Raw genomic sequence first — 25,596 nt, forward strand, 5'->3', positions numbered from 1 at the left:
AGTCAGTAAGGCTGCGAACTGGAGGCGCGCACGCCGGCCACGCCACCAGCAGTCCGCGCAGCCTGCACCGAGTCCCCGTCGGGAACGTAGTGGCAGCGAAGCCGCCCAAGCGTCACGTCGGTGCAGAACTTGCGCAGCTCCAGCGACAACTCGTCCTCGCCGGCGAGAAGCTCGGGGTATTCCTGAAGATAGGCCCACAAGGCCCTGGTATTGTTTTGTGTCAGCAGGCGGTCGATGGTCTCCAATTGCTCGAACGTCACGTCCGCGCGGGCGCCAAAGGCTGCCGCCGACATCATCAGGGCCGTTACAACGGCAACGAGTTTCTTCTCTGGCATAATATTCCGGTCGGTCCCAATCGCTTCCCACAAAACGAGGGGCTTCCGGCCGGTGCCGTGTTCCCCCCTCAACTCTTACAGCTCGATCTATGCCTACTGGCTTGTAGCACTCCTGAGCTTACTTAGCACCTGGCTTCTCAGCCGGGCGGTCCGCTCTGCCTCCGAGGGCCCCGTGCGCTGTTTCTTCGGAGCCGCCGCAACGGTCTTCTTGGTGGCCGGTCGCGCCGTGGCGACAGCACCGCCACCGTCCCCGGCAAGCCAGAGCTCGATGGTTCCGGGCGGTACGCTCGCCTTGCCGGTGAAGTCGCGAAGAAGCGCGCCCGAGGCTTCGGCCACCGCGGCCGCAACTTCGGCATCCTCGGCGTGGTAGTAGCGGATGTTCGACTGCGAGATCGAGAACCCGACGCGGGACGGCTCCGAGGGCGCGAAACCGGAGCCCGCAAGGCGCTCCATCACGGCGGCAACGTCGGCCTCACCGAGGCTTCCCGGGGCGAAGAGGCTGATCTGCGCGCCGGGGGCGAGCACGGTTTCCTGGCCCGTCAGGGTCGCGACATCGGGCCTGCCCGCGAGCACGGAGGGTTCCGCGGCAATCGCCCGGCGGGGCATCGGCCGCACGGGAACCCCGCCGTCAAGCGAGGCTGTGACGACGGTGCCATTGGGGACGACGCCCACGATCGAGGTCGGCTGCGGCGATCGCAGCGGTTGGTTCAGCGAGACACGCAACTGTGGCAGGATCGCGCTCGACGCCTCGGCGGAGGCGCGCAGAACCCGCGCGCGCTCCACCGTTACGGCGACCGCATCGGTGGCCGGAGCCATCACCGCGCGCGCCGGTGTGAGGAGATCGGAACCGCTCGGCGCCGCCGCGACAGACGCTGCGAGCGCGGGCTGCAGCGGATCCGAAACGGGCCGCAGGGTGACTTCGCCGCCTCGCAACGCTGCCTCGCGCGCTTGCGGCGGCTGCGGAACCGGCGTGCTGGATGCAGGCGTCAGAACTCTCGCGGCGACGACTGGCGACCCCGCGTCCACGGAGGCCATCGTGACCACCGACGGCGCGGGCGAAACCGCCCCGCCCGCAACCGGGCCGACGACGTCGGGCGACATTCCTACCGTGCCAGACGGGGCGGTGGTCACCGACGCGACCTGTTCCCCGGTCGGCATGGCAACCTCGCCCGCCGGTGCGCTCTCCGCGACAGCAGCCGGTGTCACACCGGCCAATCGCTGGCTGTCGACGCTGGCCGGGGCGCCCGCGGAAGGCTCGGATGCCGCATCCGCCACAGCGGCTGTTTTCGGGCGTGTCACCTCGGCGCCGGCGACCTGCTGCGGTGTCTCGACCGCTGTCGGCACCTGCGGTTGCGGCTCGGCCATCAGGATCTCGGTAGCCGGCGACTCGGCGGCCGGCAGCGCAGCGATGACGGTTTCCTCGGTCACGGGGCTCTCGGTCGCGGCCGCGGGGGTGTCTGCCCCGATAATCGGCGCCGGGACTTCCGGCGCGTCGACCGTCGGCCGCTCCGGCGCGAGTGCCACCACAGCGGGCGCCTCGGTCGAGACCACTGCCACGTCGGTCCCCGCACCTGAAGAAGGCGCAGCGATTTCAGCGACCTCTGGCGAAGCGCTGATACCGTCTCCCGCGCGATCCGGCAACGCGAGATACCCGGCGACGGCCAGAACGGGAACCAGGACCAGCGCCGAAATCCCCGCCATGCGCCGCGACACCAACCGCCGCTCGGCCACCTCCGCGCGTTCGACCTCGAACGGCAGCGGAGCGGCCTCGAGGCGCAGTTCCCCCGCCGCGATCAGCGGGCCGGGATCATGCGAGTCGCCGAAATCCGGCTCTCCCGGGCCGTGGTCGCCGGAATGGCGCATACGCCATTCGGTTTCCTGCAGGCTGCGGAGCAGATCCTCCGGATCGGGCAAGGAGTCCTCGAGGAACGACACCGATCCATCCGACGCCGCGCGCGGTTTCCTCTCTCCGCCGTGCGCTTCCGCCTTGGCGCCCGCCAACCAGGACACCGACGCGCCGCCGACCGCGTCCTTGGCTTTGCGCGGATCGGAGGTGTTGTTGAGGATCTTGGCGGTTTCCGCGAGTTCGCGCTGGCGCCGACGCCTGGCCAACTCCTTCTCGCGCAACCCGAATTCGAGCTCCTTGCCGGTCGCCTTGTCTCCGGGCGCGGCTTGCTTCGACACCGGGGACTTTCCGGAAGGCGCACGCCGGGACGTCGCTTCGCCATCCGACGCATCGCCAGATGGGCGCGCCTTGTCGCGCGTCCGGCCGGTTTCCTGGAAGGAGCGTTCCCATCGATCGAAGGGAGAGGCCAACGGGTCTTCCGACCGGTTTTCGCCCCCGAACCCATCATCTGACGGCAGCGCTCTGACGCCACTCGTCTCAACCATCCGCTGCTCCCCAAAGCAAGCATCAAACAAGACATCGACCCGCTCGCGCCACCGGCAGCAACATGGTGACGAGGTCGATTACACTGTTGCAGTTTAGTCAATCCCGCCGCGCGAAACAATGCGAAGCCAACTGCGGGATTGCTCACGCTTTGCGATGGAGTGCCGAATGCAGCTTTCCGCTCAGTCAATCCCGGTCTCGGCGCGATCCCGCCGATCCGCTGCCCAATCGGCGCGCAGAATGTGAAAACGCCGTGCGATGCAGGTCGCCGCCCCCGCTTCAGCGCAGGATCAGGCGCCGCAGTTCAGCGCGGATGCTGGCGTCGGTATCGTCACTGTCGGCGGAGACCGCGAGACCGAAAAGCACCCCGGGCTCGCCGCCGAAGGCACGGCGGAAATCTCCCGCGAGGTCCACGGACTGGGCCGCCGCGCCGGGGCGCGCGGCCTGCAGCGGGATCGTCACGCCGCGAGGCCCGAGATAGGGGCTGGCGAGCGGAGCGCCGAGGGGATGGGCACCACCGTGGACATAGACCAGCGCCCGCGCATCGCGGTCCCGCAGCACCCGGGACAGCCCAGCCCCACGCAACCTGTCGGCCGCCGCCTCCGGCAGGAACAGGAAATAGAGCGCAAGGTTGCGGTCGTCGCCGCCCTTGCGGGTCAGGTCGGTCGGCGGAACCGATTGGCCGACACTCCACTCCCAGCTTGCCTGCCGCGCCCCCGCCTCCGCCGGCGCGAGCGGCAGGTACAGGAGCGAGACGCCGCCCTCGGAGGCCAGCGACAGCCGATCCGGCGCGAGCGTCCAGTCGTTGGGCCGCTTGAGCGGGAACCTCTGCTCGCGCCAGCCGTCGTCGAACCGGATCGCGCCGGCCAATGCGGCGGAGGCGAGGACCGCGAGCAGCGCGGCGGCGGCCAGCCCCCCACGCATCATCGGGAAGCCGGAACGGCCGGCTTAGACGGCGCGGCGAGATCGTCGAGGATCGGGCAATCGGGGCGATTGTCGCCCGCGCATTCGTGGACGAGATGGGACAGCGTCTTTTTCATCGCGATCAGCTCCTCGATCTTGGCGTCGATCCGGACCAGGTGCTCGCTCGCGATCTTCTTCACGTCCGCACTGGCCCGAGACGTGTTCACGTAGAGCTCGAGCAGCGCGCGGCAATCGTCGATCGTGAAGCCGAGCGAGCGGGCACGGCTGAGGAAGGTCAGCTTGTGCAGATCGCTCTCCCGGAACGTGCGGTAGCCGTTGGTGCTGCGCATGGGCGACACGAGGCCGATCTCCTCGTAGTAGCGGATGGTCTTGGCAGGCAGGCCCGACAGCCGGGCGACATCGCCGATGTTCATGGCGTCCTCCTATTCGGCGGGCGCGGGGTTCAACGGGCGCGCCGCGCCCTGCCCCGCGGTCTTTTCATCCAGCACCGGCTGCACCAGCCTGAGGCGCAGCGCGTTGGTAAGCACGAACACCGAGCTGAGCGCCATCGCGCCGGCGGCCAGCACCGGCGACAGCAGGATGCCGAAGGCCGGGTAGAGCACGCCCGCAGCGACCGGGATCAGCGCCGTGTTGTAGCCGAAGGCCCAGCCGAGGTTCTGGCGGATATTGCGCATGGTGCGGGCCGAGATGTCGAAGGCGTTGACCACGCCGCGCAGGTCCCCGGTCATCAGAACCACGTCGGCGCTCTCGATGGCGACGTCGGTGCCGGTGCCGATTGCGATGCCGATATCGGCATGGGCCAGCGCCGGTGCGTCGTTGATCCCGTCACCGACGAAGGCGAGCTTCCGCCCACCCGCGCGCAGCGCCTCGAGCGCCGCGACCTTGCCATCCGGCAGTACCTCGGCGGTGACATGGTCGATCCCGAGCTCCGACGCGATGGCATCAGCCGTCGCCTGAGCATCGCCGGTGATCATCGCGACCTCGAGGCCCAGACCATGCAGCGCCTCGATGGCCGCCCGCGACGTGGGTTTGACCGGGTCGGACACGGCGATCACCGCGGCGACCTTGCCGTCGATGGCGGCAAAAAGCGGCGTCCGGCCCGCGGCTGCGAGCGCCTTGCCGCGGTCGACGAGTTCTCCTGGCGCGATGCCCTCGCGCTCCATCAGCCGCTGCGCGCCGACCAGCACCGCGCGCCCCTCGACCGTGCCGCGCACGCCGAAACCGGTGATCGAGGCGAAATCGGCCACCGCGGGCAGCGCGGCGCGGTCCCCCGCAGCACGCAGGATCGCCTGCGCCACCGGGTGCTCGGACTGCGCCTCGACCGCGGCGACAAGGCGCAGAACCGCGTCACGGCTCTGCCCGTCGGCAAGCTCCATGTCGGTCAGCTCGGGCCGCCCCTCGGTGATCGTGCCGGTCTTGTCGAAGGCCACGACCTCGACCTCCTGCAGCCGCTGCAGCGCATCCCCCTTGCGGAACAGAACGCCCATTTCGGCCGCGCGTCCGGTGCCGACCATGATCGAGGTCGGCGTGGCGAGCCCCATGGCACAGGGGCAGGCAATGATCAGGACGGCGACGCCGGCCACAAGTGCATAGGTCAGCGCCGGGTCCGGGCCGAAGACCAGCCAGACCAGCACGGTCAGCGCCGCCAGCGTCATCACGGCGGGCACGAACCACATGGTGATGCGGTCCACCAGCCCCTGGATCGGCAGCTTGGCGCCCTGCGCCTCCTCGACCATGCGGATGATCTGGGCCAGCATCGTGTCGGCACCAACGGCGGTCGCACGGAAGGCAAGCGCACCCGTACCGTTTACCGTGCCGCCGACCACGGCATCGCCCGCGCCCTTGCCCACCGGGATCGGCTCGCCGGTCAACATGCTCTCATCCACATAGCTGCTGCCCGAGATGACCTCGCCATCCACCGCGATCCGCTCGCCCGGCCGCACCCGGATCACGTCGCCGAGCACGATCTGGTCGATCGCCACCTCCCGGGTTTCACCGGCACGCTCGACAAGCGCGGATTTCGCCTGCAGCCCGACGAGCTTGCGGATCGCCTGACCGGTGCGCCCCTTGGCACGCGCCTCCAGCCAGCGCCCGAGCAGGATCAGCACGACGATCACCGCGGCCGCTTCGAAATAGACCGCGCGCGTCTCCGCCGGGAGCAGCGACGGCAGGAAGGTGGCGATGACCGAGTAGCCGTAGGCAGCGGAGGTGCCGATGGCGACGAGGCTGTTCATGTCAGGCGCCCCGTGCAGCAGCGCCGGATAGCCCTTGAGGTAGAACCGCCGCCCCGGCCCGAAAAGCACGAGGCTGGTGAGCACGAACTGGATCACCCAGCTCGCCTGATGGCCGATGGTATTGGCGATGAAGGCGTGAAACCCGGGCAGGACGTGTCCGCCCATCTCCAGCAGAAAGACCGGCAGCGCCAGCGCGCCGGCGATCAGCGTGAGCCGCTTGAGTTCCTCCGCCTCGGCCTCCTTGCGGGCGCCGGCATCCGGTGCATCGCCGGCCCCTTGCGGGATCGTGGCGGGATAGCCCGCCTCTGTGGCCGTGCGGGCGAGCAGCTCGGGGGTCACCTGCCCTTCGAGATACCGCACCCGCGCCGTTTCCCCGGCGAGGTTGACCGAGGCTTCGAGCACACCGGGCACCTTGGCCAGCGCACGTTCCACGCGGCCGACACAGGAGGCGCAGGACATCTCCTCGACCCGCAGGGTCACCTCGGCGACCCGCGCGGGGTATCCGGCGGCGTCCAGCGCCTGCCGGATGGAATCGGCAGTGGCAGGCGCCTCGAAGCCGACCCGCGCGGTTTCGCTGGCGAGGTTCACATTCGCCGCCGCGACGCCGGGCACCGCGCCGAGTGCGCGCTCGACCCGCCCCACGCAGGAGGCGCAGGACATTCCCTCCACGGCAACAGTCAGTTCGGTCATTTCCGTCTCCTCGGACTCCGTCTCGCGGACGGATCATTGGTCAGGTCCTGCACATAAGGGTTCCACCAACTGGAAGGTCAACCCAGGCACCGGTTTTCAAGGAAGGCGCAACGACGCAGGGGTGAACGCCGTGCGGGAGGTTCCTGATTCGCAGGCAGGCGGTATCCCGGTACAATGGAGAGATTCGCTGCACTGCCGGGCGTTCTCCCCGCGCGAAGCGGCTCAAGTTGCACGGAAAACCGGCCATGGCATGTCGCCCCGGCGACACCACACAGAGCTTTGAGCGGAAATGCCGTCGCTTGCGGTTGTCAGAACGGACAAAGGCAGGCAGCATTCCTCTTCGTGAATTCAAGACGCGCCTCTGAAAGGAAATCCCTCGGATGCTGACTAGACGCCACTTCATTGTTACATCCGCTGCGCTGTTTTCGGCGCCGATTGCGGCTTCGCTGCCAGGCGCCGCCGAGGCCGCCCCGGGGGACTGGGCTTCCTGGGACGCGCAGGTCACACCGCCCGGATTCGACCCCGCCACGACCAACCCCTGGGGTCTGCATTCCCGCTTCCTGCCGCGGCGGGTCGAGACGAACCGCAGCCTGACCCCCGGCGACATCCACGTCGATGCGGTCGCGCGCTACCTCTACCACATCCAGCCCGATGGCTCGGCGATGCGCTACGGCGTCGCCATCGGCCGCGGCGGTCTGTATGAGCCCGGCACCTACACGATCCGGCGCAAGGCCAAGTGGCCCACCTGGACGCCGACGGCCAACATGATCAAGCGCGAACCCGAGATCTACGCCCAGTATGCCGGCGGCCAGCCGCCCGGCCCGAGCAATGCCCTCGGTTCGCGCGCGCTCTATCTCTATGTCGGCTCGCGCGACACCTACCTGCGCATCCACGGCACGCCGTTCCCGCGCTCGATCGGCACCCGGGCCTCGTCCGGCTGCGTCCGGATGGTCATGGCGCATATCAACCAGCTCTACGACTTCGTCGACGTGGGCTCGACCGTGGTGCTCTACCCGGGCGAGGAATCGATCAGCGCGTAGAGCTGACGGATCGTACCGGCACGGGTTCGAAGGGGCGGCAGGGACCGCCCCTTTTTCATGGGTTCTGTCCAGAGGCGGGACGCCTCCCGGAGCCAACATGTTCCCGCAACAGGAAACGGCGCCGCGAGGGTTCCTCGCCGCGCCGTTGCTCGATCCCGTGTCTGATTGCCGGCGCCCTCAGGCCCGGGCGCAGATCATCCGCCCCTCGACCGTGCGGAGCGGCAGGTAGGTCGTCTCCACCGGTCCGACCCAGCGATACCAGTAGCAATCGTCCTCCGGCATGATCACCACGGAGTTCAGATCCTGGTGCGGTGCGGCCATGGCGACCACGGCTTCGGGCAGTTCCTCGATGAAATTCGGCTCGCCGTCGACCCCGATTCCGGAGGTCGTCGTGGTGCAGGCCGTGAGGGAAAGCGCCGCAAGGGCCGCGAGCCAGGGTTTCGCTGTCGTCATTCTCAAATTCCTGCGCTGTCAAGTTATGCGGGCTTCGGTTCGCCTAGGTTGTCGATCTGTCAAGCGCGGGCAAGGCCCCTGCGGCCGCAAAGGGGAATTGCGCACGCGGCTAGTGCGGCAGGGGCACAGGTTTCCTCCCCGGCCCCACCAGATGTGCACGGGATGCAGTCACAACGTGATCCGCGCCTCGGCGACACGGTTGACACCGATTGCTCGAAGGATCGGGCGGAACACCATCCCGAAGGCCACCCCGAAGCCGAGCTGGAACAGGATGTTGGCGACAGGATATGCCCCCTCGCCCGCGACCGCGCCGAACAGGAAATTCGCGGCCGGGTGCGTGAGGTAGATCATCAGGGAATGCGCTGCGAGCAGCACCACCAGGCTCGCGAGCAACCGTGGCAGCGCGACGCTGGGAAACGCGAGGCAGAGCGCGAGCGCGAACAGCCAGACGGGCTCGGTGTGGCTCTCGAGCAGGACAAGACAGAGCAGCGCATGCGCAATGGCTATGCCGAGGCTGACCGCCTGACGCTTCCGTGTCGCGGCCGTCGCCACCATCGCGCCGATCGCCAGGAACGGCAGGATCGTGGTCGGCAGCCGTTCGACCAGCTCCGCCGCCTCTGCAACACCGCCCATGCGCAGTGCGACGCCGAGGAACACGGCAAGGTTCACCGCCTCGGCCGTCAGGAAGAACGCTGCCAACCCGCGCCAGATGTCCTGCGACAGGGCCCTGCGCACGGCCGGCAAAGTTAGCAGCAAGGCGATCGCGAGGAACATCTGCAGGTAGGCATGGAGGAACCACAGCCATTCCATCTGGATCGCGGGCGGCGCGCGACCCAGCACGGCCACGTCCAGAAACTCCGCCATGTTCCGATAGGGCAGCAGCATCGACGGATGCGCCTCACGTTCGACAAAGGCATTCTTGGCGAAATAGAGCAGCGAGAACGGCACCAGCGGCACGATGAGCCGCAGGAGCAGCGCCCAGACCCGCCCGGCGTGGTCCGCCCGCAGCACCGCGGGCAGTTGCAGGCGGCCAAAGGAGAAACCGGCAAAGACGAAGAGCACGATGGAGGCGCCGAGCGAGAGTTTCAGCCCGGTGTGAAACGCCACGACCGTCACGATGGCGAGGCTGCGCACGAGAATGAAGCTGTCGATCCCCGTCATGCGCAGGAGGCGCATGGGCGTTGCCTTGGCCGGAATGGCTTGTCGCCCCCCTGCCGCCAGCTCCGCAACGCTCCGCCAGGCCCAGTCCTGCGGCAGCGTCAGGCCCATCCCGTCGAGTTCCAGCCGCGCCTCGATGGTCGCGAGGCTGTCGGCGCCCAGATCGGCAAGCGCCTGATCGCGGTGCACCTGCCCGCGGCCGGAATGGCGTGCGAAGAGCGCGGCGATCTGCTGCTCCAGCGCACCGCGCGGCGCCTCGCCCGCCCCGCCGATGGTCGCCTCCGCGTCCCGGGCCATGTCGACAAGGGCATCCTTGTCGACCTTGCCGTTCGGCGTCGCCGGGAACCTCGGAAGGATCAGGATCGTTGCCGGGAGCATGTAGGCGGGCAGAACCCGGGCGAGCGCCGACCTGACGGCGGGCTCCGTGATGCCTCCCTGCTCGCTCAGCAGGAACAGCCGCAACCTGTCCCCCCGCAGCACCGCGCTCGCCTGCTGGACGCCGGCCAGCGCCTCGGCCGCGGCCTCGATCTCGCCCAGTTCGACCCGGAACCCGTTGATCTTGACCTGGCCATCCCGCCGACCGGCAAAGCAGATCTCGCCCTCCGGTGTCTGAAAGGCGAGATCGCCGGTGAAATGACGTCGCGCGGGCGCACCCGGGTCATCGGCAAACGGGTCGCGTGCCCCGCCGACCGGATCCGCCAGTTCCGCCACCAGTTCCCCGACCTCGCCGGCGGACACCGGCGTGCCGTCTCCGGCCACCAGCCGCGCACCGGCAAAGGGCAGCGCCCGGCCGATCGGGATGTCGCGCTGACGGGCTTCGCCGGGCTGGATCTCGTGGAACAGGAAGGCCTGCGGTGTCTCGGTCGTGCCGAAGATGTTGAACTGCCGGACGTGGGGGAACTGCTCCTGCCACTGCGCCACCACGCGCCGCGGCAACCGCTCGCCGCCCCAGAAGACCGCCCGGAGCGTCTCGAAGCCTCCGGACCCGTCCAAGCCCGTCGTGAGCAGACGCGCCGAGGCAGGCCCGAGGCGCAGAACGCTGCACCCGGCCCGCCCAAGCAACGCTCGCAGCTCAGACGGGTCGGCCATCTCGCACGGCGTCGGGATCGCCACGGCGCCGCCGTTCGACAGCGGCAGGAACACGTCGCGCAGCGTCGGGTCGTGCGCGACGCCCGCCAGCATCATCGTCACCGGCGGCTCCGGCAAGGCCAGCATCCCGGCCTGCCAGGCGAGAAAGCGTTGCAGCGTGGCGTCGGGATGGGTGATCAGCTTGGGCGCACCCGTCGTACCCGAGGTGAATAGATGGCAAGCGGCGGCGCGCGGCGCCCCGCCTCGGACCGTTCCGCCACCGCGCGGCTCGACGCATGTCAGGCCAGCGAGCCCTTCCGGCAGACGCGCGCCCGCCTCGATCACGAACCGCGCCCCGAGCCGGTCGAGCATGTGCCGGATGCGCGCCTCGGGATAGCTCGCGTCGACCACCGCGAAGGAGGCACCGTGGGCGGAGACGCCGAGCATCGCCGCCACCAGGGCCGGGTCGCGGCTGCCGAGGATGGCAACCCGATCCTGCGGCCCGGCCCCTGCGGCCTCCAGCCCGGCCGACACGGCGCGCGCCCGGTCCGCCAGTGCGCGATAGCTGATCCGTTCGTGGCTCGTGAGGATGGCCAGCGCGTCCGGTGTCCGCCCCGCATGATCGAAAAAATCCGCATGGATCCGGCGGGCCGGTTCCGGCGCGAGTGTTTCGCGCGGCAGGATGCTCTCGTGTCCGCTCCGTGCCTCCGCGAGGATGCTGCGGCAGGTCCGCTCCGGATCGCGAAGGGCTGCGGCGAGCAGACGGGCCTGAAGATCGAGGAATTGCCGCGTGCGCCCCTCGGAAAGCTGCGCCCGGTCATGGAACGCCCGCGCGGTCAGCACCCGCCGGTCCTCTGACCAGACGAGGTTCAGGTCGAACTCGGTGCGCCGGTCGAGAAATTCCCGCGGCCCGATCTCCAGCGCGCCGGCGACGATCCGGGGCGCGGGCGGGAACATGTTGATCGAGACGTCCGGTGCCTTGCCCGCCGCCAGCACCGCATCGAGAACCGGTGCATTCTCCAACGCCACCGCGGCGCGGGTCCTGTCGCTGAGCGCGCGGGCAAAGGCGGCGAAGTCGCGGTCCAGATCCACCTGCAGGTCGAGCGGCAGCGTGTGCGAAAACGGCCCGACGACCGAGTTCGGCGCGCCCAGCGACTTGCGCCCCTCGGTCTGGAAGAAACTGGAAACGGCTGTTTCGCCGGAAAACCCATGCAGCCCGAGCGCGTAGACGGCGGAGAGCAGGCCGAACCGCGTGGCCCCGAGCGCCTTGGCCGTCTGGCGCAGGGGGGCGGAAAGGTCGTCGAAGTCGCGCTCCACGACATGGCCCGCCGAGACCTCCGTGCCGCTCTCCACGCCATCCCCGATCAGCCGGACCGGCGCGGGCAGCGCCTGGACCAGCGCCTCGACGGCGCGGGCGGCGTCAGGCTCCGCGGTTTCAACATCGGTGTAATCGTAATACGAGCCCACCGGCGGCAGGTCCTCGCCCGCGTAAAGCTTGAGCAGCTCCCGGGTCATCACTCCGCGGGAAAAGCCGTCGGTGATCGCGTGGTGGGCCGCGATGGTGAAGCGCCAGGCATCGCCCAGGTCGGCCACGAGGACCCGGACCAGTGCGCCGGGCTGCCTCGGATCGACGTCATCGAAAACCAGCGGCAGCGCCCAGTCGCGGAAACCGGCAAAGCTCTGATCCTCCATCCGGCAGGCGTGGTAGCGGAACGGCGCGTCCGGGGAGACCACAGCGTGCACCACCCCGCCCGACAGCTCGAACCGGGTCCGCAGCGCCGCGTGACGCTGCACAAGCGCCTGCGCGGCCGCGCGGAACGCGGCCTCGTCCAGCGGGCCGGCGACCCGGTGCCCCATGGCGATCATGTAGGAACCGATACCGGCGAGTTCGGACAGCACGTAGCGCGCCTGGTTGTCACCGGCGACTTCGCGCATCTCTTGCGCGCCCTGTCCTGTTCCAAGCGTCTCCAGCACTGCGACCGGTCCTCGCTCGACGCCGTCCCACACCAACCGGACATCGTTACAGGTTGACCTTAAGTCAGAAAGCGCGACGCGCAAAACCTCTGTCACGGGCACCCGATGGTTCCAGGCCAGCGTTGCGCGATTGCATCCCGGGCAGTGACGGATGGGCGCGGGCTAACAGATGCGCGGCAGCGGGTCGTCCTCGAGCTCCTCGAGCAAGCGCAGCCCGCCCAACTCGGTCCTCAGTGCAACCGCCCCGCCGTTTCGCGGCGCCTGCAGGCGCCCGATCACGGCGGCGTCTGCGCCGCCGGGCGCGGCTTTCCATGCGGACAGGGCGTGATCCGCCGCCTCCGGCGCCATCACGGCGACCACCCGGCCCTCGCAGGCGAGATAATACGGGTCGTATCCGAGAATGTCGCAGACTGCCCGGACCGGTGGCCGCACCGGGACAGTGGGCTCGTCGAGGATGACCTCCAGCCCGGTCGCACGCGCGATCTCATGCGCCGCCGAGACAAGGCCGCCGCGCGTCGGGTCGCGCATGAAGCGCAGCCCCGGCACATCGCGCAACGCCCGGGTCAGCGGCAGCACGCTCCCGGCATCCGAGCGGATCTCGCCGCGCAGGCCGAACTGTTCCCGCGCCAGAAGGACGGCCACCGCGTGATCGCCGACCGGTCCGCTCACCAGAAGCGCGTCGCCCTCGCGGATTTCGTTCAGGCCCAGCGCTCCGGGATGCCGCATCACCCCGATCCCCGTGGTGGCGAGGTAAAGCCCGCCCCCCTGCCCCCGTGGAAGCACCTTGGTATCGCCGGCCGCAACCCGAACCCCCAGCTCCGCCGCCGAACGGGCGAGATCGACGACGATGCGCTCCAGCAGAGCGGCCTCGAAGCCTTCCTCGATGAAGGCATTCAGGCTGAGGAACAGCGGATCGCCCCCGGCCACGGCAAGATCGTTGGTCGTGCCATGGACGGCGAGCGAGCCGATGGTGCCTCCGGGAAACTCCAGCGGCTGCACGGTGAAGCCGTCGGTCGAGAAGAGGATCCTGTCGCCGGGCAGCGCGAGGCGCGCGGCGTCGACCGTGGTGTCGAGCGCATCGTTGGCGAGATGCCGGGCGAAGACCTCGTCGATCAACTCGCGCATGAAGCGGCCGCCGTTGCCGTGGGCGAGCGAGATACGGCTATCGGTCAGGCTCATCCCCGGTCTCCTCTGGCTTGCGCCGCGTATTCCACCACCTGGCCGAGCGAGATACCCGCGTCGCTGCATGGCACGCGCCGATGCAGGCGAAGCAAGCGGGCCATGCCGTCCAACCTTGTTTCGATCTCCCGCACGAGACGCGCATTCTGGAACACCCCGCCGGTCAGGCCGATCTGCGCGAACGGCAGCGTCTCTGCCAGCGTCCGGACCAGGTCGGGAACGACCTGCGCCATCGTGGCATGGAAATCCGCCGCGCGGCGGGCCTGCGAGCGGCGCTTGTCAGTGAGGACGTCGAGCAGAGGGGGCCAGTCGACCTCCAGCGGCCCGTCCGCTCCGGAGGAGACCGGCAAACGGACGGCCTGCCCTGCCTGACCAGAGGCGAGCGTTTCCAGCCGCATCGGCCCCTGCGCCTCGAAACTGCAATGGGTCATGCCGGTCACCAGGCAGGCGGCAGCGTCGAACAGGCGACCGACAGCCGTGGTCTCGAAGGTGTTGAGGCCCCGCGCCCAGGCCTGCCGCGCGAGGTCCGCCCCGTCTGGCGCATGCGGCAGGTCCCGGCCGGTTGCCCAGCAGAGCGCCGCCGCGCTGCGCCAGGGCTCGCGCCCGGCGCGGTCGCCGCCGGCAAGCCGGAAAGGGCGGAACCGCGCCACCCGCAACCAGCGCCCCGGCGCGCCCCAGAGCACCTCCCCGCCCCAGAGCGTTCCGTCCGCCCCGAGCCCGACACCGTCCCAGGCAAAGGTGAGCCAGTCGCCTATCGCGTCAGCGTGCTCGGCCGCGAGCGCCGAGGCGTGGGCATGATGATGCAGGATCGGCACCACCGGCAGGCCCTGTCCCCGTGCCCATCGGTGGCTGGTGTAGCCCGGGTGGGCATCGCAGAGCAGCACCGCAGCCCGCTGGCCATAGAGAGCCTGAAGGCTCTCCGAGACCTCCTGCAGCACGGCAAGGCTGCGCACGGCCTCCATCTCGCCGATATGCGGCGACACCACGGCGCGGCCGCCAAAGCCAAGCGCGACGGTTGCCTTCATCTGCGCGCCAAGGGCGAGCACGGTCTCCGGCAGGGCCTTCGGCAGGGCCAGCTCGAGTGGCGCCGTCCCGCGCCCGAGCCGGAGCGGCACCAACCGCCCCGCGATCTCGCGACAGACCGGATCGTCGGCAGGGCGTGCAATCGGCCGGTCGTGGTGCAGCATGGCGTCTGTGACGTTGGCGAGCCGGTCCTCGACCTCCTCGGGTGCGATCAGCACCGGCTCGCCGCTCAGGTTGGCCGAGGTCGCGACCAGCGGTCGGCCGAGTGCCTCGAGCAGCAGCAGGTGCAACGGGCTGTAGGGCAGAAAGAGACCGAGCTCACCGCAATCCGGCGCCACCGAGGGTGCCAGCGCCGCATCGGGCCGCCGAGGCACGAGCACGATGGGCCGCTGTGGCGTCAGCAGTGAATGTGCGGCCTTGTCCGACAGGTCAGCCAGTGCGCGCACCCCGTCCAGACCGCCCGCCCCCTCCAGCGGCACCATCACCGCAAACGGTTTGTCCGGGCGACCCTTGCGCCGCCGCAGCCGCGTAACAGCCGCCTCGTTCGCCGCATCGCACATGAGGTGGTAGCCGCCGATGCCGCGTACGGCGACGATCTCTCCCTCGGAAAGCGCCGCGACGGTTGCGGCAAGCGCGGCCTCGGCCCCCGTGACATCCTCCCGCTCCCGCCTGGCGAAGCGCAGCGACGGTCCGCACTCCGGGCAGGCGATGGGTTCGGCATGAAACCGGCGGTCCGCCGGGTCCTCGTATTCCGCCCGACAGGCGGCGCAGAGCGGAAAGCCCGACATGGTGGTATTCGCCCGGTCGTAGGGCATCGCCGAGATCAGCGTGTAGCGCGGCCCGCACTGGGTGCAGTTGATGAACGGATAGCGATAGCGCCGGTCCTGCGGGTCGCGCATTTCGCGCAGGCAGTCGTCGCAGACGCAGGTGTCCGCCGGCACGAAGATCGCAGCTTCCGAACCCGCATCGCTGTCGAGGATCGTGAAACCCGCGAACTCCTGCGGGGAGGTCTCCGTCACCTCAGCGACCTGTGGTGCCGAGAGTGGCGGGGCATCAGACACCACCTTGCGCAGGAACGCCTCCACGCCGCCCTCCGGCCCTTCGACATGGATCACCACTTCGCCCATCCGGTTCCTGACCCACCCGGACAGCCCGAGCCGGAGCGCCACGCGATAGACATGCGGCCGAAATCCGACGCCCTGCACATGGCCGGTAAGCACGATGTACCTCGCCTTGTGCACGCCTCTGCGCGGCATCGGGTGCGGCGTGGCCCGGTCCTGCTTCATTCCGCGGCCTGCCCGGAGCGGCTGCGGCCACCGCCCGACCACCAGATCCGGCAGGCGCCCTCGTCCGAGACCATGCAGGGGCCGACCGGGGTGCGTGGCGTGCAAGCCGCGCCGAAGATGCGGCACTGGTCCGGATAGATCCGTCCCAGCACGACCGCCGCGCAGTCGCAGCCCGCGGGCATCTCTCCGATCCGGCGCCGGCCCGCCTCGGCATGGTCGGGCAGCACCTTGCGGGCGTCATGGACCGCGAAGGCGGGGCGCAGCGCATACCCCGAGGCCGCAATCGTGCCTATGCCGCGCCACGCAGCGTCCGTGACCACCATGACCTCCGACAGCAGCCGGCGGGCCACGGGGTTGCCGCCCGGCTGCACCAGCGCGGGATAGCAATTGTCGAGCCGAGGCCGCCCTTCAAGCGTCTGCCGCAGAACCGAATGGATCGCCACCAGCAGGCTCTCGCTGTCGAACCCCGCGATGGCCGCCGGCACCCTGTAGCTCGTCGCCACGACCTCCCATTCCTCCGGTCCCATCACGGTGCAGACATGGCCCGGCGCGATCAGCGCGTCGAAGCCGACCTCGCCGGAACTCAGCAGCATCCCGACCGCGGGAAAAGTGCGACGACCGGAGAGCAGCAGGGCGAGGTTCTCCGGCACGCCCTGCGCCATCATCGCCGCGACCGGCGCGGTCGTCGTCTCGAACCCGGCGGCGAAGAAAACAACACGCCTGCCAGGGGCAGCCCGGGCGAGTTCCACGGCCTCCTGCGGGCTCGCCACGGGCACCACGTCGGCGCCGGCGGCCCTGGCCTGCTCCAACGAACGGACCTCGGATTTCCGGACATTGACCGGCACCCGGAGCATGTCCCCGAAGGTGGCGAGCGTCAGGTCCTCCCGCATCGCAAGCTGGATCGCGAGGTGGACATCCTCCTCCGGGCAGACGCAGACCGGGCAGCCGGGCCCCGGGATCAGCTCGATCTCCGGCGGCAGCGCATGTCGCAGACCGGCGCGGGTGATCGACCTCTCGTGGCCGCCGCAGACATTCATGATGCGGACCTTCCCGGGCAGGTTCAGCGCCCGGATGCGGTCCAGCCAGTCTGCCGCGCTGCGCCGCATCCTCAGCCCTCCGGCACTGTGGCCGGCGAGCGGCGCTCCGCCACGCCCCGCAGGAGCCAGTCGGCCCAGGGCGCCATGCCCTCGCCGGAGCGCGCCGAGACCTCGAGGACGGGCGCGGCATTTCCGAGCTGGCGAACATGCCCCTCTGCACGGCCGGCGTCGAATTCCGGCATGTAGGGGGCGAGGTCGCGCTTGGTCAGCAGCACGAGGTCGGCAGCGCGGAACAGCACCGGGTATTTCGCAGGCTTGTCGTCGCCCTCCGGCGTCGATAGCAGCGCCACGTTGCAATGCTGCCCGAGATCGAAGCTGGCAGGGCAGACAAGGTTGCCGACGTTCTCGATGAAGAGCAGGTCCAGCCGGTCGAGCTCCAGGCCGTGCAGCGCCTCGTGCACCATCCGGGCATCCAGATGGCAGGCGGTGCCGGTGCAGATCTGAACCGCCGGCAGGCCGCAGGCGCGCAGACGGTCGGCGTCGTTCTCCGTCTCCAGATCCCCCACGATCACGCCGATCCGGAGGTTGCCGCCCAACGCCCCCGCCGTTGCCTCCAGCAGCGCCGTCTTGCCCGCACCGGGAGAGGACATCAGGTTGACCGCGAAAACGCCGTGCCGGTCGAGATGCGCGCGGTTCCGCGCGGCCTGTTGGTCATTGGCCTGAAGCAGCCCGCCGAGCCCCTCGGTGATCCGCCGCCCCTCCGTCACCGTGCCTGCATGATCGGAGCGCGCGCAGCCGCAGGTGTCACACATGAGCCTCCTCCCTAGGTTCCCGTGCCGGCGGATCATCCTCCACCACCACGGAGCTCAACAGCAGTTCATCCCCCGACCGCAGCTCCGTCCGCCAGGTGCCACAGCGGACGCAGGCAAGTCGATTGATCTCCGCCTCGCACTCCAGCTTGCAATCCGGACACCAGATCCGCAACGGCGCCGTGTCGATGCTCAGCCGCGCTCCTTCGGCAAGGCTTCCGGCCGCGGCGACGGGAAAGGCGCTGGCCAGAAGCTCCGGCACCACGCCCGACAGGGGCCCGATCCTCAGCGTGAGGCCGGTGACGCGGGCCGCGCCATTGTCGCGGGCGACGGCCTCGAGCTGCTCGACCAGAGCCCGGCAGATCGCGACCTCATGCATCGGGATGAAGGAGCGTGCCGAAGGTTTCCCAACTCAGCCGCGCCTCCTCCTCGGAGACCTTCTTGATCGCGTATCCGACGTGGATCAGGACGATGTCGCCCACGGCAAGATCTTCGCCCTGCATCATGAAAAGGTTCGCGTCCCGCAGGACGCCGCCGGCCTCGCAGGTCGCGGTGTAGCCGTCGATCGCCGTGATCCGCATCGGAACGGCAAGGCACATGAGGCGTCTCCCCCCTCTCGCCCGCACACACCCAAAATGTAATGCACAACCCCCACCGATCCATGCGGACCAATTGTCTCGCTTGGGGCGCGGGAGTCGGCCGCGCGCTCGCAATCGCGCGCCCGGCCGAAGCCTTGTCTCAGACGAAGCTGACGGCGACCTTGCCGATGCCGTCGATCTCGCCTGCAAGCTCGGTGCCCTTGGGGAAATAGAGCAGACCGCAGACCGATCCGGTGATGACGATCTGGCCGACCTTCAGGCCGCCGCAATGGTCCCCGACCTTCTCCAGGAACAACCGCAGGTTGCTGAGGGCCGAACCGCCGGGAACGCTCGTGTCGCCGTCCAGCGGCATCTCTTCGCCGGCCTTGAGCCGCGCCGTGACCACGCCGAAATCCGAGCCATCCCAGCCTTCGAGCACATCCCCCTGCACGTAGCCCGCGTTGATCTGCAGGTCGGCGAACTTGTAGGCGGCATCCTCCGCCGCTTCGCCGGCAAGGCGGGTGTCAACCAGTTCGAACATGGCGCAGGGGCGGAAGTAATCCTCCAGCCGCTCCGGTGCGCCACCCTCGGGCAGCGGGCGCATCAGTTCGAAACCGATTTCCAGCTCGACGCCGAAGCGCTCGGTCACGGGCTTCTGCCCGCCGTTCCCCACGACGTAGCACGCCGGGATCGGCGCCAGGATCGGTTCGCTCCCCGGTACCGGCGCGACCTTGAACCCCGCAACCGCGCCGAGCGCGTCGGCGACGCCGCCCTGCACGCGCAGGATCTCTTCGCGGGAAAGGCTGGCGGCGGCGGGCGAGATGCGCGCGCCGGTCCGGTGGGCGGCGACCAGGTCTTCGATCAGTTTATCCACGTCGTTCATGCTGTTTCTCCAACGTTGCAGCAACTTCCCGCGCCGCGCAGAGCACGGGGTTTTCCAAAGGCACGGGCGCGCACTCGCGAAGCCGTTCCGCGGCCTGCCCAAGCGGGCCGCCGCCGATGATGACCCGCCGCGCACCGGACGCCACGGCCCGGCGGACCGCCTCCAGCAGCGCTGCATCGAGCGCCTCCGCGTCGGCCATGAGCGCCAGTGCATCGCCTTGCGAGAGAAAGCAGCCCTTGTAGAGCCCCGGCGCAGCGTTGCGCTGCATGAGGCGGTCTATGGCAGGCTGAAGCTCCGGCGTTGTGGTGGCCACGGCGAAGGGCGCGCCCGACCGGGCCGCGGCGCGGGCCGCCGCGCCGCCGATCCCGATCACGGGACAGGGATAGCGGCGCGCGATTTCCTCCGCCCCCGGGTCTCCGAAGGCCGAGACGATGATCGCGGTGGGTTCCGGCGTCAGGACCGCCGCGCCGACCAGCGCGGCCGCCGCATCGAGCGCCGCTTGCGTGGTGATCATCGGCGGGCCGTCCGGCGCCGTCCATCCAAGCGGAGCCTGAGGCAGGGCGCGGGCCGCGATCGCGCACATCGCTTCGGTCGTCGCCCGGTTCGAATTCGGGTTCATCAGTGTGATGGGCATGGCGCGATCATTCGGCAGTGTCCGATGCTTCGTCAGGAGCACGCTCTGTGCCAATTTTCCCGGAGAGGCAACAGCTTACCCCATTTCTATGTCGGAATGCCGCCGATTCCGGCCTCCGACCCCGCGTTCCGGACCGGTTTGCCGGGTCACACCCGCCATGGTTGTCATTGGACGGCCCCGTGAATGGGCAAATTATACCCAATTGGTCAAAATTTGTGCGAAATCCCACATTCTCACAAGCCGCCGCAAGGCTGGGCGGATTGCGCCTCCACTCTCGCGAGAACCCGACGCAGCTTCCCGAACAAGGGACGGAACGAACGATCCTGGTCAACAAGGAGAATGACGTTGAAGACACTGAAGCACAGTTTTGCGGCACTGGCCGTGATGGCGGGGATGGCGATCTCCCAGGGCGCCGTGGCGCAGGGAACGCTGCGCGTCGGAATGACCGCCGCCGACATCCCGCTGACCACCGGCCAGACCGACCAGGGTGGCGAAGGCATGCGCTTCATGGGCTACACGGTCTATGACTCGCTCATCGAATGGGACCTGACCAGCGCCGACAAGCCGTCGGTCCTGATCCCCGGCCTCGCGACGGAATGGTCCGTCGACCCCGAAGACCAGACCAAGTGGACCTTCAAGCTCCGTGAGGGCGTGACCTTCCACGACGGCAGCCCCTTCACCGCAGAGACCGTCGTCTGGAACTTCGACAAGATCCTCGACGATGCCTCCGAGCAATACGACCCGCGCCAGTCCGCCCAGGGCAAGTCGCGCATCCCCGCCGTCGACACCTATACGGCAATCGACGACTACACGCTCGAGATCACGACCAAGACCCCGGACGCGACGCTGCCCTACCAGCTCGCCTGGATCCTGATGTCCTCCAAGGCGAACTGGGAAGCCTTGGACAAGGACTGGGAGAAAGTCGCCGCCACCCCGTCGGGGACCGGCCCCTGGAAGCTCGAGACCTTCGTGCCGCGCGAGCGCGCCGAGCTGGTCCCGAATGCCGACTACTGGGACGAAACCCGCATCCCCAAGCTCGACAAGATGGTGCTGATCCCGCTGCCCGAGCCCAACGCCCGCGCCGCCGCGCTGATGTCCGGCCAGGTGGACTGGATCGAGGCCCCTGCCCCCGACACCATCCCCGCGATGGAAGGCAACGGCTTCGTGATCTCCTCCAACGCCTATCCGCACAACTGGACCTGGCACCTGTCGCGCCTCGAAGGCTCGCCCTGGAACGACATCCGGGTCCGCAAGGCCGCCAACCTCGCCCTCGACCGCGAAGGCATGATGCCGCTGCTCGGCGGGCTGATGGTGCCGGCCAAGGGCTTCCTGCCGCCCAGCTCGCAGTGGTTCGGCGAACCTGAATTCGACATCACCTATGATATCGAAGCGGCCAAGGCGCTGATGCAGGAGGCCGGCTACGGCCCCGAGAACCACCTCGACGTCAAGGCGCTGATCTCGCCGTCGGGCTCCGGCCAGATGCTGCCGCTGCCGATGAACGAGTTCGTCCAGCAGAGCCTCGCCGAGATCTGGATCGACGTCGAGTTCGTCGTCGTGGAGTGGAACCAGATGATCAACCTCTGGCGCGCCGGCGCGGGCGACCCGTCGGTCGAGGGGGCGATGTCGATCAACTTCACCTACTTCATCCAGGACCCGTTCACCGGCCTGATCCGGCACCTCTCCTGTGACCTGATCGCGCCGAACGGCACCAACTGGGGCCACTACTGCGACCCGGAGATGGAAGAGCTGTTCACCAAGATCCGCACCACCTTCGACCCGGCCGAGCAGGACGCGGTGCTCAAGGCGACGCACGAGAAATACGTCGACGAGGCGCTGTTCCTGATGGTCACCCACGACGTGGCGCCGCGCGCCATGAGCCCGAAGGTGCAGGGCTTCGTGCAGGCCCAGAACTGGTACCAGAACTTCTCCTCCATCACGATGGAGTGAGGTTTCGGCCCAACTGAAGACCCCCCGCCGCCCTCCGGGCCGCGGCGGGGGACCCTCCCTGAAGGAACACGACCTTGCTGAGCTACTTCCTGCGCCGCCTGATACTGGTTCTGCCGGTGGCCTTCGGCGTCTCGATCATCTGCTTCCTGCTGGTGCAGATCGCGCCGGGTGATCCGCTGACCGCCATCATGCCTGTCGACGCGACCGCCGAGGAACAGGCCGCCATGCGCGCCGCCTACGGCCTCGACAAGCCGCTGCCCGTTCAATACGCGATCTGGATCGGCAACCTCGTTCAGGGCGACATGGGCCGCTCTATCGCCACCGGACGGCCCGTCGCTGGCGAGGTCTTCGGCGCGGTGCAGAATTCCCTGGTCCTCGCCATCAGCGCCTCGCTGATCGCCTTCCCGATCGGCGTCTTTCTCGGTTTCCTCGCCGGTTACTTCCGCGACACGCTGCTTGACCGCGCGGTCACCGCGATCTCGATCACCGGGGTGTCGGTGCCCAACTACTGGCTGGGGATCGTCCTCGTCATCATCTTCTCGGTGCAGCTCGGCTGGTTGCCCTCGATGGGCGCCGGGCCCGGCGGATCGCAGGAATGGGAATGGAACTGGCTCCATATCCGTCACCTCGTCCTGCCTGCGATCACGCTCGCCGTTGTCCCCATCGGCATCGTGGCCCGTACGGTCCGCGCACTCTCGGGCGACATCCTGACGATGGACTTCGTGCAGGCGCTCTACGCCAAGGGCATGTCCCGCTTCGACGTGCTGTGCCACGTCGCCCGGAACGCCGCGGCGACCGCGCTCTCGGTGATGGGGCTGCAGCTCGGCTACCTGCTTGGCGGCTCGATCCTGATCGAGACGGTGTTCAACTGGCCCGGGTCCGGCTTCCTGCTCTCCAACGCGATCTTCCAGCGCGACCTGCCGCTGCTCCAGGGCACGATCCTGGTGCTGGCGCTGTTCTTCGTCGCCATGAACCTCATCGTCGACGTGGCCCAGGCCGCCATCGACCCGCGCATCAAGAGGAACTGACCGATGGCGATAGCTGAAACCATCGACGCAGCGCCCGCGCAGCGCTCCGGCTACTGGGCGGGCGTGGCCTCACGGCTGCGGCGCGACCCGGTCACCATGATCTGTCTCGCGGTGCTCGCGCTGCTGATCCTGTCGGCGATCTTCGCCCCGTTCCTCGGGTTGCAGGATCCCTACAAGGGCTCGATGATCGCCCGCCTGAAGCCGATCGGCACCCCCGGCCACCCGCTGGGCACCGACGAACAGGGCCGCGACATGCTCGCTCGCCTGATCTACGGCGGCCGGCTCACGCTGTTCATCGGGCTGATGCCGGTGGTGCTGGCCTTCTTCGTGGGCTCGATCCTGGGGATTGTGGCGGGCTACGCCGGGGGCATGGTCAACACGGTCATCATGCGCACCGTCGACGTGTTCTTCGCCTTTCCGTCGGTGCTGCTGGCCATCGCCATCTCCGGCGCGCTCGGCGCAGGGATCGTGAATTCGCTGGTCTCTCTGACCATCGTCTTCATCCCGCCGCTGACCCGCGTCGCCGAGGCCGTCACCTCGGGCGTCCGCTCGCTCGACTATATCGACGCCGCCCGCGCCTCGGGCGCCAGCGCGCTGACGGTGATCCGCGTGCACGTGATCGGCAACGTCCTGTCGCCGATCTTCGTCTACGCAACATCGCTCACCAGCGTCTGCATGATCCTCGCCGCGGGCCTGTCGTTCCTCGGCATCGGGGTGCGGCCGCCGGAGCCGGAGTGGGGGCTGATGCTGAACACGCTGCGCTCGGCGATCTATGTGAACCCATGGCTGTCGGCGCTGCCGGGGCTGATGATCTTCATCACGTCGCTCTGCCTCAACCTGGTGAGCGACGGCGTAAGGAGCGCGATGAATGTCCATGACTGATACCCTTCACGACACCGCCGCGCAGACAGCCGAGGGCCTGCCCGACAAGGGCGGACCGGCGCAGCCGCTGCTGATCGTCAAGGACATGCAGAAATACTTCCCCGTGCGCGGCGGCATCTTCGGGCGCACGCAGGCGATGGTGCAGGCGGTGGACGGCGTGTCCTTCGAGGTGAAGAAGGGCGAGACCCTTGGCATCGTGGGCGAATCCGGCTGCGGCAAGTCCACCACCGCGCGGCTTCTGATCGGGCTCACCGAGAAGGATTCGGGCGAGATCATCTTCGACGGCCAGGGCGTCGGCGACAGCTTGAACCTGCGCGACCTGCGCCGTGGCGTGCAGATGGTCTTCCAGGACAGCTACGCCTCGCTCAACCCGCGGCTCACCATCGAGGAATCCATCGCCTTCGGCGCCCGGGTGCAGGGCCTCTCCGACCCAATCGGGCGTGCGCACAGCCTGATGGAGCGCGTGGGCCTTGCCCCCGAGCGCTTCGCGCAGCGCTACCCGCACGAGGTCTCGGGCGGCCAGCGCCAGCGGATCAACATCGCCCGCGCGCTCGCCATGTCGCCCCGCCTCGTGGTGCTGGACGAGGCCGTCTCGGCGCTCGACAAGTCGGTGGAAGCGCAGGTTCTGAACCTGCTCGCCGACCTGCGCGAGGAATTCGGGCTGACCTACATCTTCATCAGCCACGACTTGAACGTGGTGCGCTATATCTCCGACCGAATCCTCGTGATGTATCTCGGCGAGGTGGTCGAGGTCGGCCCCGTGGTCTCGATCTGGGAAGACCAGGCCCATCCCTACACGCGCTCGCTGTTCTCGGCGATGCCCTCGATGGACCCGGAGAACCGCACCAAGACGCCGCCGCTGACCGGCGATCCGCCGAACCCGATCAATCCGCCGAGCGGCTGCCGGTTCCACACCCGCTGCCGGTTCGTCGACACCGTATGCAAGGAAAAGGCGCCCGCCCTGCGGGAATTGCCGGGCCGGGGCGGTCACTGCGCCGCCTGCCACCTGCACGACCCGGACTCGGGGCATGACAAGGCAGGCCGGGAGGATATCTGGTGAAGGCTCCCCTCGTGGAAATCCAGGACCTCGTCGTCCGCTTCAAGGGCGACCGGACGGTCCACGCCATCAACGGGCTCGACCTGACCCTGCAGCAGGGCGAGACGCTGGCCCTGCTGGGCGAAAGCGGCTCCGGCAAGTCGGTGACCCTGAAGACGCTGCTGGCGCTGCTGCCGCCAAAGCGCAGCGAGGTCGAGGGCGGCATCGCCGTCAACGGCACCGACGTGCGCAAGCTCAAGGGCAAGGCGCTGCAGAAATACCGCGGCGGCGAGGTCTCCATGGTGTTCCAGGACCCGGGCCTGGCGCTCGACCCTGTCTATACCGTGGGCGCACAGATCTCCGAGGCAGTGATGCGGCACAAGGGCGTGTCGCGCGACGAGGCGATGAGCACCGCGCTCGACATGCTGCGCCGCGTCCGCATTCCCTCGCCCGAACGGCGGCTCAAGAACTACCCGCACGAGCTTTCGGGCGGTATGCGCCAGCGGGTGATGATCGCCCTCGCGCTAGCCTGTCGGCCCCGTCTGCTGCTGGCCGACGAGCCGACCACGGCGCTCGACGCGACGGTGCAGATCCAGATCCTGCTGCTGCTGCGCGAGTTGCAGCGCGAGTTCGGCATGGGCGTGATCTTTGTCACCCACGACATCGGCGTGGCGGTCGAGGTCTCGGAGCGGATCGCGGTGATGTACGCCGGCCAGATCGTCGAGGAAGGCACCACGAGCGAGATCATCAACAACCCGCGCCACCCCTACACGCAGGGCCTGCTGGCCGCCAACCTGCACGACGTGGCCCGTGGCGAGCGGCTGAACGCCATCCCCGGCGCCCCGCCGCCGCTGGAGGAGCGCCCGACGGCCTGTTCCTTTGCGCCCCGCTGCCCGATCGCGGGCCCGGAATGCCGCGCCAGCCTGCCCGATTTCGTCACCCTCGCGCCGCGCCGCCGGGTGGCCTGTTTCCGCGCCCTCGAAGCCGCCGCCGCGGAATAGGAAGCCAG

At 68.9% G+C, this 25,596-nt stretch carries 21 protein-coding genes; 6 read left to right on the forward strand and 15 right to left on the reverse strand.

Going from position 1 to position 25,596, the window contains the following annotated elements:
- Window positions 1-2: 2 nt before the first annotated feature.
- From CHB86_RS16310 to CHB86_RS16330, 5 genes are all read right to left on the reverse strand, one after another.
- Window positions 3-335 carry a 2'-5' RNA ligase family protein gene (locus tag CHB86_RS16310; RefSeq protein ID WP_141134915.1) on the reverse strand — a complete coding sequence of 111 codons (333 nt, stop codon included), beginning with the start codon at window positions 333-335 and terminating at the stop codon, window positions 3-5.
- A gap of 93 nt (window positions 336-428) precedes the next feature.
- The gene (locus CHB86_RS16315) at window positions 429-2,726 is read right to left on the reverse strand and encodes a hypothetical protein (RefSeq protein ID WP_141134916.1); all 2,298 of its coding nucleotides are present in this window, start codon (window positions 2,724-2,726) and stop codon (window positions 429-431) included.
- A 277-nt stretch (window positions 2,727-3,003) separates the two neighbouring features.
- Window positions 3,004-3,651, reverse strand: a complete 648-nt coding sequence (locus CHB86_RS16320; RefSeq protein ID WP_245838023.1) for a DUF3047 domain-containing protein — start codon at window positions 3,649-3,651, stop codon at window positions 3,004-3,006.
- Window positions 3,648-4,061 (reverse strand): Cu(I)-responsive transcriptional regulator, encoded by a 414-nt coding sequence (gene cueR, locus CHB86_RS16325; protein ID WP_089234140.1) that lies wholly within the window; start codon window positions 4,059-4,061, stop codon window positions 3,648-3,650. Before cueR ends, CHB86_RS16320 begins: the two co-directional genes overlap by 4 nt.
- Before the next feature lie 9 nt (window positions 4,062-4,070).
- A complete protein-coding gene (locus tag CHB86_RS16330; protein ID WP_089234141.1) occupies window positions 4,071-6,572 on the reverse strand; it encodes a heavy metal translocating P-type ATPase in 2,502 nt (833 codons plus the stop codon).
- A 380-nt stretch (window positions 6,573-6,952) separates the two neighbouring features.
- Between CHB86_RS16330 and CHB86_RS16335 the strand changes: the two genes are divergently transcribed.
- Window positions 6,953-7,612 (forward strand): L,D-transpeptidase, encoded by a 660-nt coding sequence (locus tag CHB86_RS16335; RefSeq protein WP_089234142.1) that lies wholly within the window; start codon window positions 6,953-6,955, stop codon window positions 7,610-7,612.
- Between the two features lie 177 nt (window positions 7,613-7,789).
- Here the strand turns inward: CHB86_RS16335 and CHB86_RS16340 are convergent, their stop codons facing one another.
- From CHB86_RS16340 to CHB86_RS24680, 10 genes are all read right to left on the reverse strand, one after another.
- The gene (locus CHB86_RS16340) at window positions 7,790-8,065 is read right to left on the reverse strand and encodes a hypothetical protein (protein WP_089234143.1); all 276 of its coding nucleotides are present in this window, start codon (window positions 8,063-8,065) and stop codon (window positions 7,790-7,792) included.
- A 168-nt stretch (window positions 8,066-8,233) separates the two neighbouring features.
- On the reverse strand, window positions 8,234-12,226 hold the full coding sequence (locus CHB86_RS16345; RefSeq protein ID WP_089234144.1) for an AMP-binding protein: 3,993 nt from the start codon (window positions 12,224-12,226) through the stop codon (window positions 8,234-8,236).
- A 201-nt stretch (window positions 12,227-12,427) separates the two neighbouring features.
- Window positions 12,428-13,444, reverse strand: a complete 1,017-nt coding sequence (gene hypE, locus CHB86_RS16350; RefSeq protein WP_217898326.1) for a hydrogenase expression/formation protein HypE — start codon at window positions 13,442-13,444, stop codon at window positions 12,428-12,430.
- Window positions 13,441-15,753 carry a carbamoyltransferase HypF gene (gene hypF / locus CHB86_RS16355; RefSeq protein WP_217898327.1) on the reverse strand — a complete coding sequence of 771 codons (2,313 nt, stop codon included), beginning with the start codon at window positions 15,751-15,753 and terminating at the stop codon, window positions 13,441-13,443. Before hypF ends, hypE begins: the two co-directional genes overlap by 4 nt.
- The gene (gene hypD, locus CHB86_RS16360; RefSeq protein WP_089234145.1) at window positions 15,750-16,859 is read right to left on the reverse strand and encodes a hydrogenase formation protein HypD; all 1,110 of its coding nucleotides are present in this window, start codon (window positions 16,857-16,859) and stop codon (window positions 15,750-15,752) included. The genes hypF and hypD overlap by 4 nt, the downstream gene beginning before the upstream one ends.
- A 2-nt stretch (window positions 16,860-16,861) precedes the next feature.
- Window positions 16,862-17,602 carry a hydrogenase nickel incorporation protein HypB gene (gene hypB / locus CHB86_RS16365; protein ID WP_089234146.1) on the reverse strand — a complete coding sequence of 247 codons (741 nt, stop codon included), beginning with the start codon at window positions 17,600-17,602 and terminating at the stop codon, window positions 16,862-16,864.
- Window positions 17,595-17,978, reverse strand: a complete 384-nt coding sequence (hypA, locus tag CHB86_RS16370) for a hydrogenase maturation nickel metallochaperone HypA (RefSeq protein ID WP_089234147.1) — start codon at window positions 17,976-17,978, stop codon at window positions 17,595-17,597. The genes hypB and hypA overlap by 8 nt, the downstream gene beginning before the upstream one ends.
- Window positions 17,971-18,198: a HypC/HybG/HupF family hydrogenase formation chaperone gene (locus tag CHB86_RS16375; RefSeq protein WP_089234148.1), complete on the reverse strand. Its 228-nt coding sequence runs from the start codon at window positions 18,196-18,198 to the stop codon at window positions 17,971-17,973. Before CHB86_RS16375 ends, hypA begins: the two co-directional genes overlap by 8 nt.
- Before the next feature lie 139 nt (window positions 18,199-18,337).
- Window positions 18,338-19,060: a hypothetical protein gene (locus tag CHB86_RS16380; RefSeq protein ID WP_089234149.1), complete on the reverse strand. Its 723-nt coding sequence runs from the start codon at window positions 19,058-19,060 to the stop codon at window positions 18,338-18,340.
- Window positions 19,044-19,694, reverse strand: a complete 651-nt coding sequence (locus CHB86_RS24680) for an aspartate/glutamate racemase family protein (protein WP_176442904.1) — start codon at window positions 19,692-19,694, stop codon at window positions 19,044-19,046. The genes CHB86_RS16380 and CHB86_RS24680 overlap by 17 nt, the downstream gene beginning before the upstream one ends.
- Window positions 19,695-20,039: 345 nt before the next feature.
- On the opposite strand from CHB86_RS24680, the gene CHB86_RS16390 reads away from it, so the two are divergent.
- The 5 genes from CHB86_RS16390 to CHB86_RS16410 all read left to right on the forward strand — a co-directional run bounded on the left by CHB86_RS16390 (window position 20,040) and on the right by CHB86_RS16410 (window position 25,588).
- Window positions 20,040-21,641: an ABC transporter substrate-binding protein gene (locus CHB86_RS16390; protein WP_245838025.1), complete on the forward strand. Its 1,602-nt coding sequence runs from the start codon at window positions 20,040-20,042 to the stop codon at window positions 21,639-21,641.
- A gap of 74 nt (window positions 21,642-21,715) precedes the next feature.
- Window positions 21,716-22,669, forward strand: coding sequence for an ABC transporter permease (locus CHB86_RS16395; protein ID WP_089234152.1), 954 nt, complete (start codon window positions 21,716-21,718; stop codon window positions 22,667-22,669).
- 3 nt (window positions 22,670-22,672) lie between these two features.
- On the forward strand, window positions 22,673-23,551 hold the full coding sequence (locus CHB86_RS16400) for an ABC transporter permease (RefSeq protein WP_089234228.1): 879 nt from the start codon (window positions 22,673-22,675) through the stop codon (window positions 23,549-23,551).
- The gene (locus CHB86_RS16405) at window positions 23,538-24,611 is read left to right on the forward strand and encodes an ABC transporter ATP-binding protein (protein ID WP_089234153.1); all 1,074 of its coding nucleotides are present in this window, start codon (window positions 23,538-23,540) and stop codon (window positions 24,609-24,611) included. The genes CHB86_RS16400 and CHB86_RS16405 overlap by 14 nt, the downstream gene beginning before the upstream one ends.
- Window positions 24,608-25,588 (forward strand): ABC transporter ATP-binding protein, encoded by a 981-nt coding sequence (locus tag CHB86_RS16410; protein WP_089234154.1) that lies wholly within the window; start codon window positions 24,608-24,610, stop codon window positions 25,586-25,588. Before CHB86_RS16405 ends, CHB86_RS16410 begins: the two co-directional genes overlap by 4 nt.
- Window positions 25,589-25,596 lie beyond the last annotated feature (8 nt).

This window comes from Tropicimonas sediminicola, from assembly GCF_900188335.1.
GTDB lineage: Bacteria > Pseudomonadota > Alphaproteobacteria > Rhodobacterales > Rhodobacteraceae > Tropicimonas > Tropicimonas sediminicola.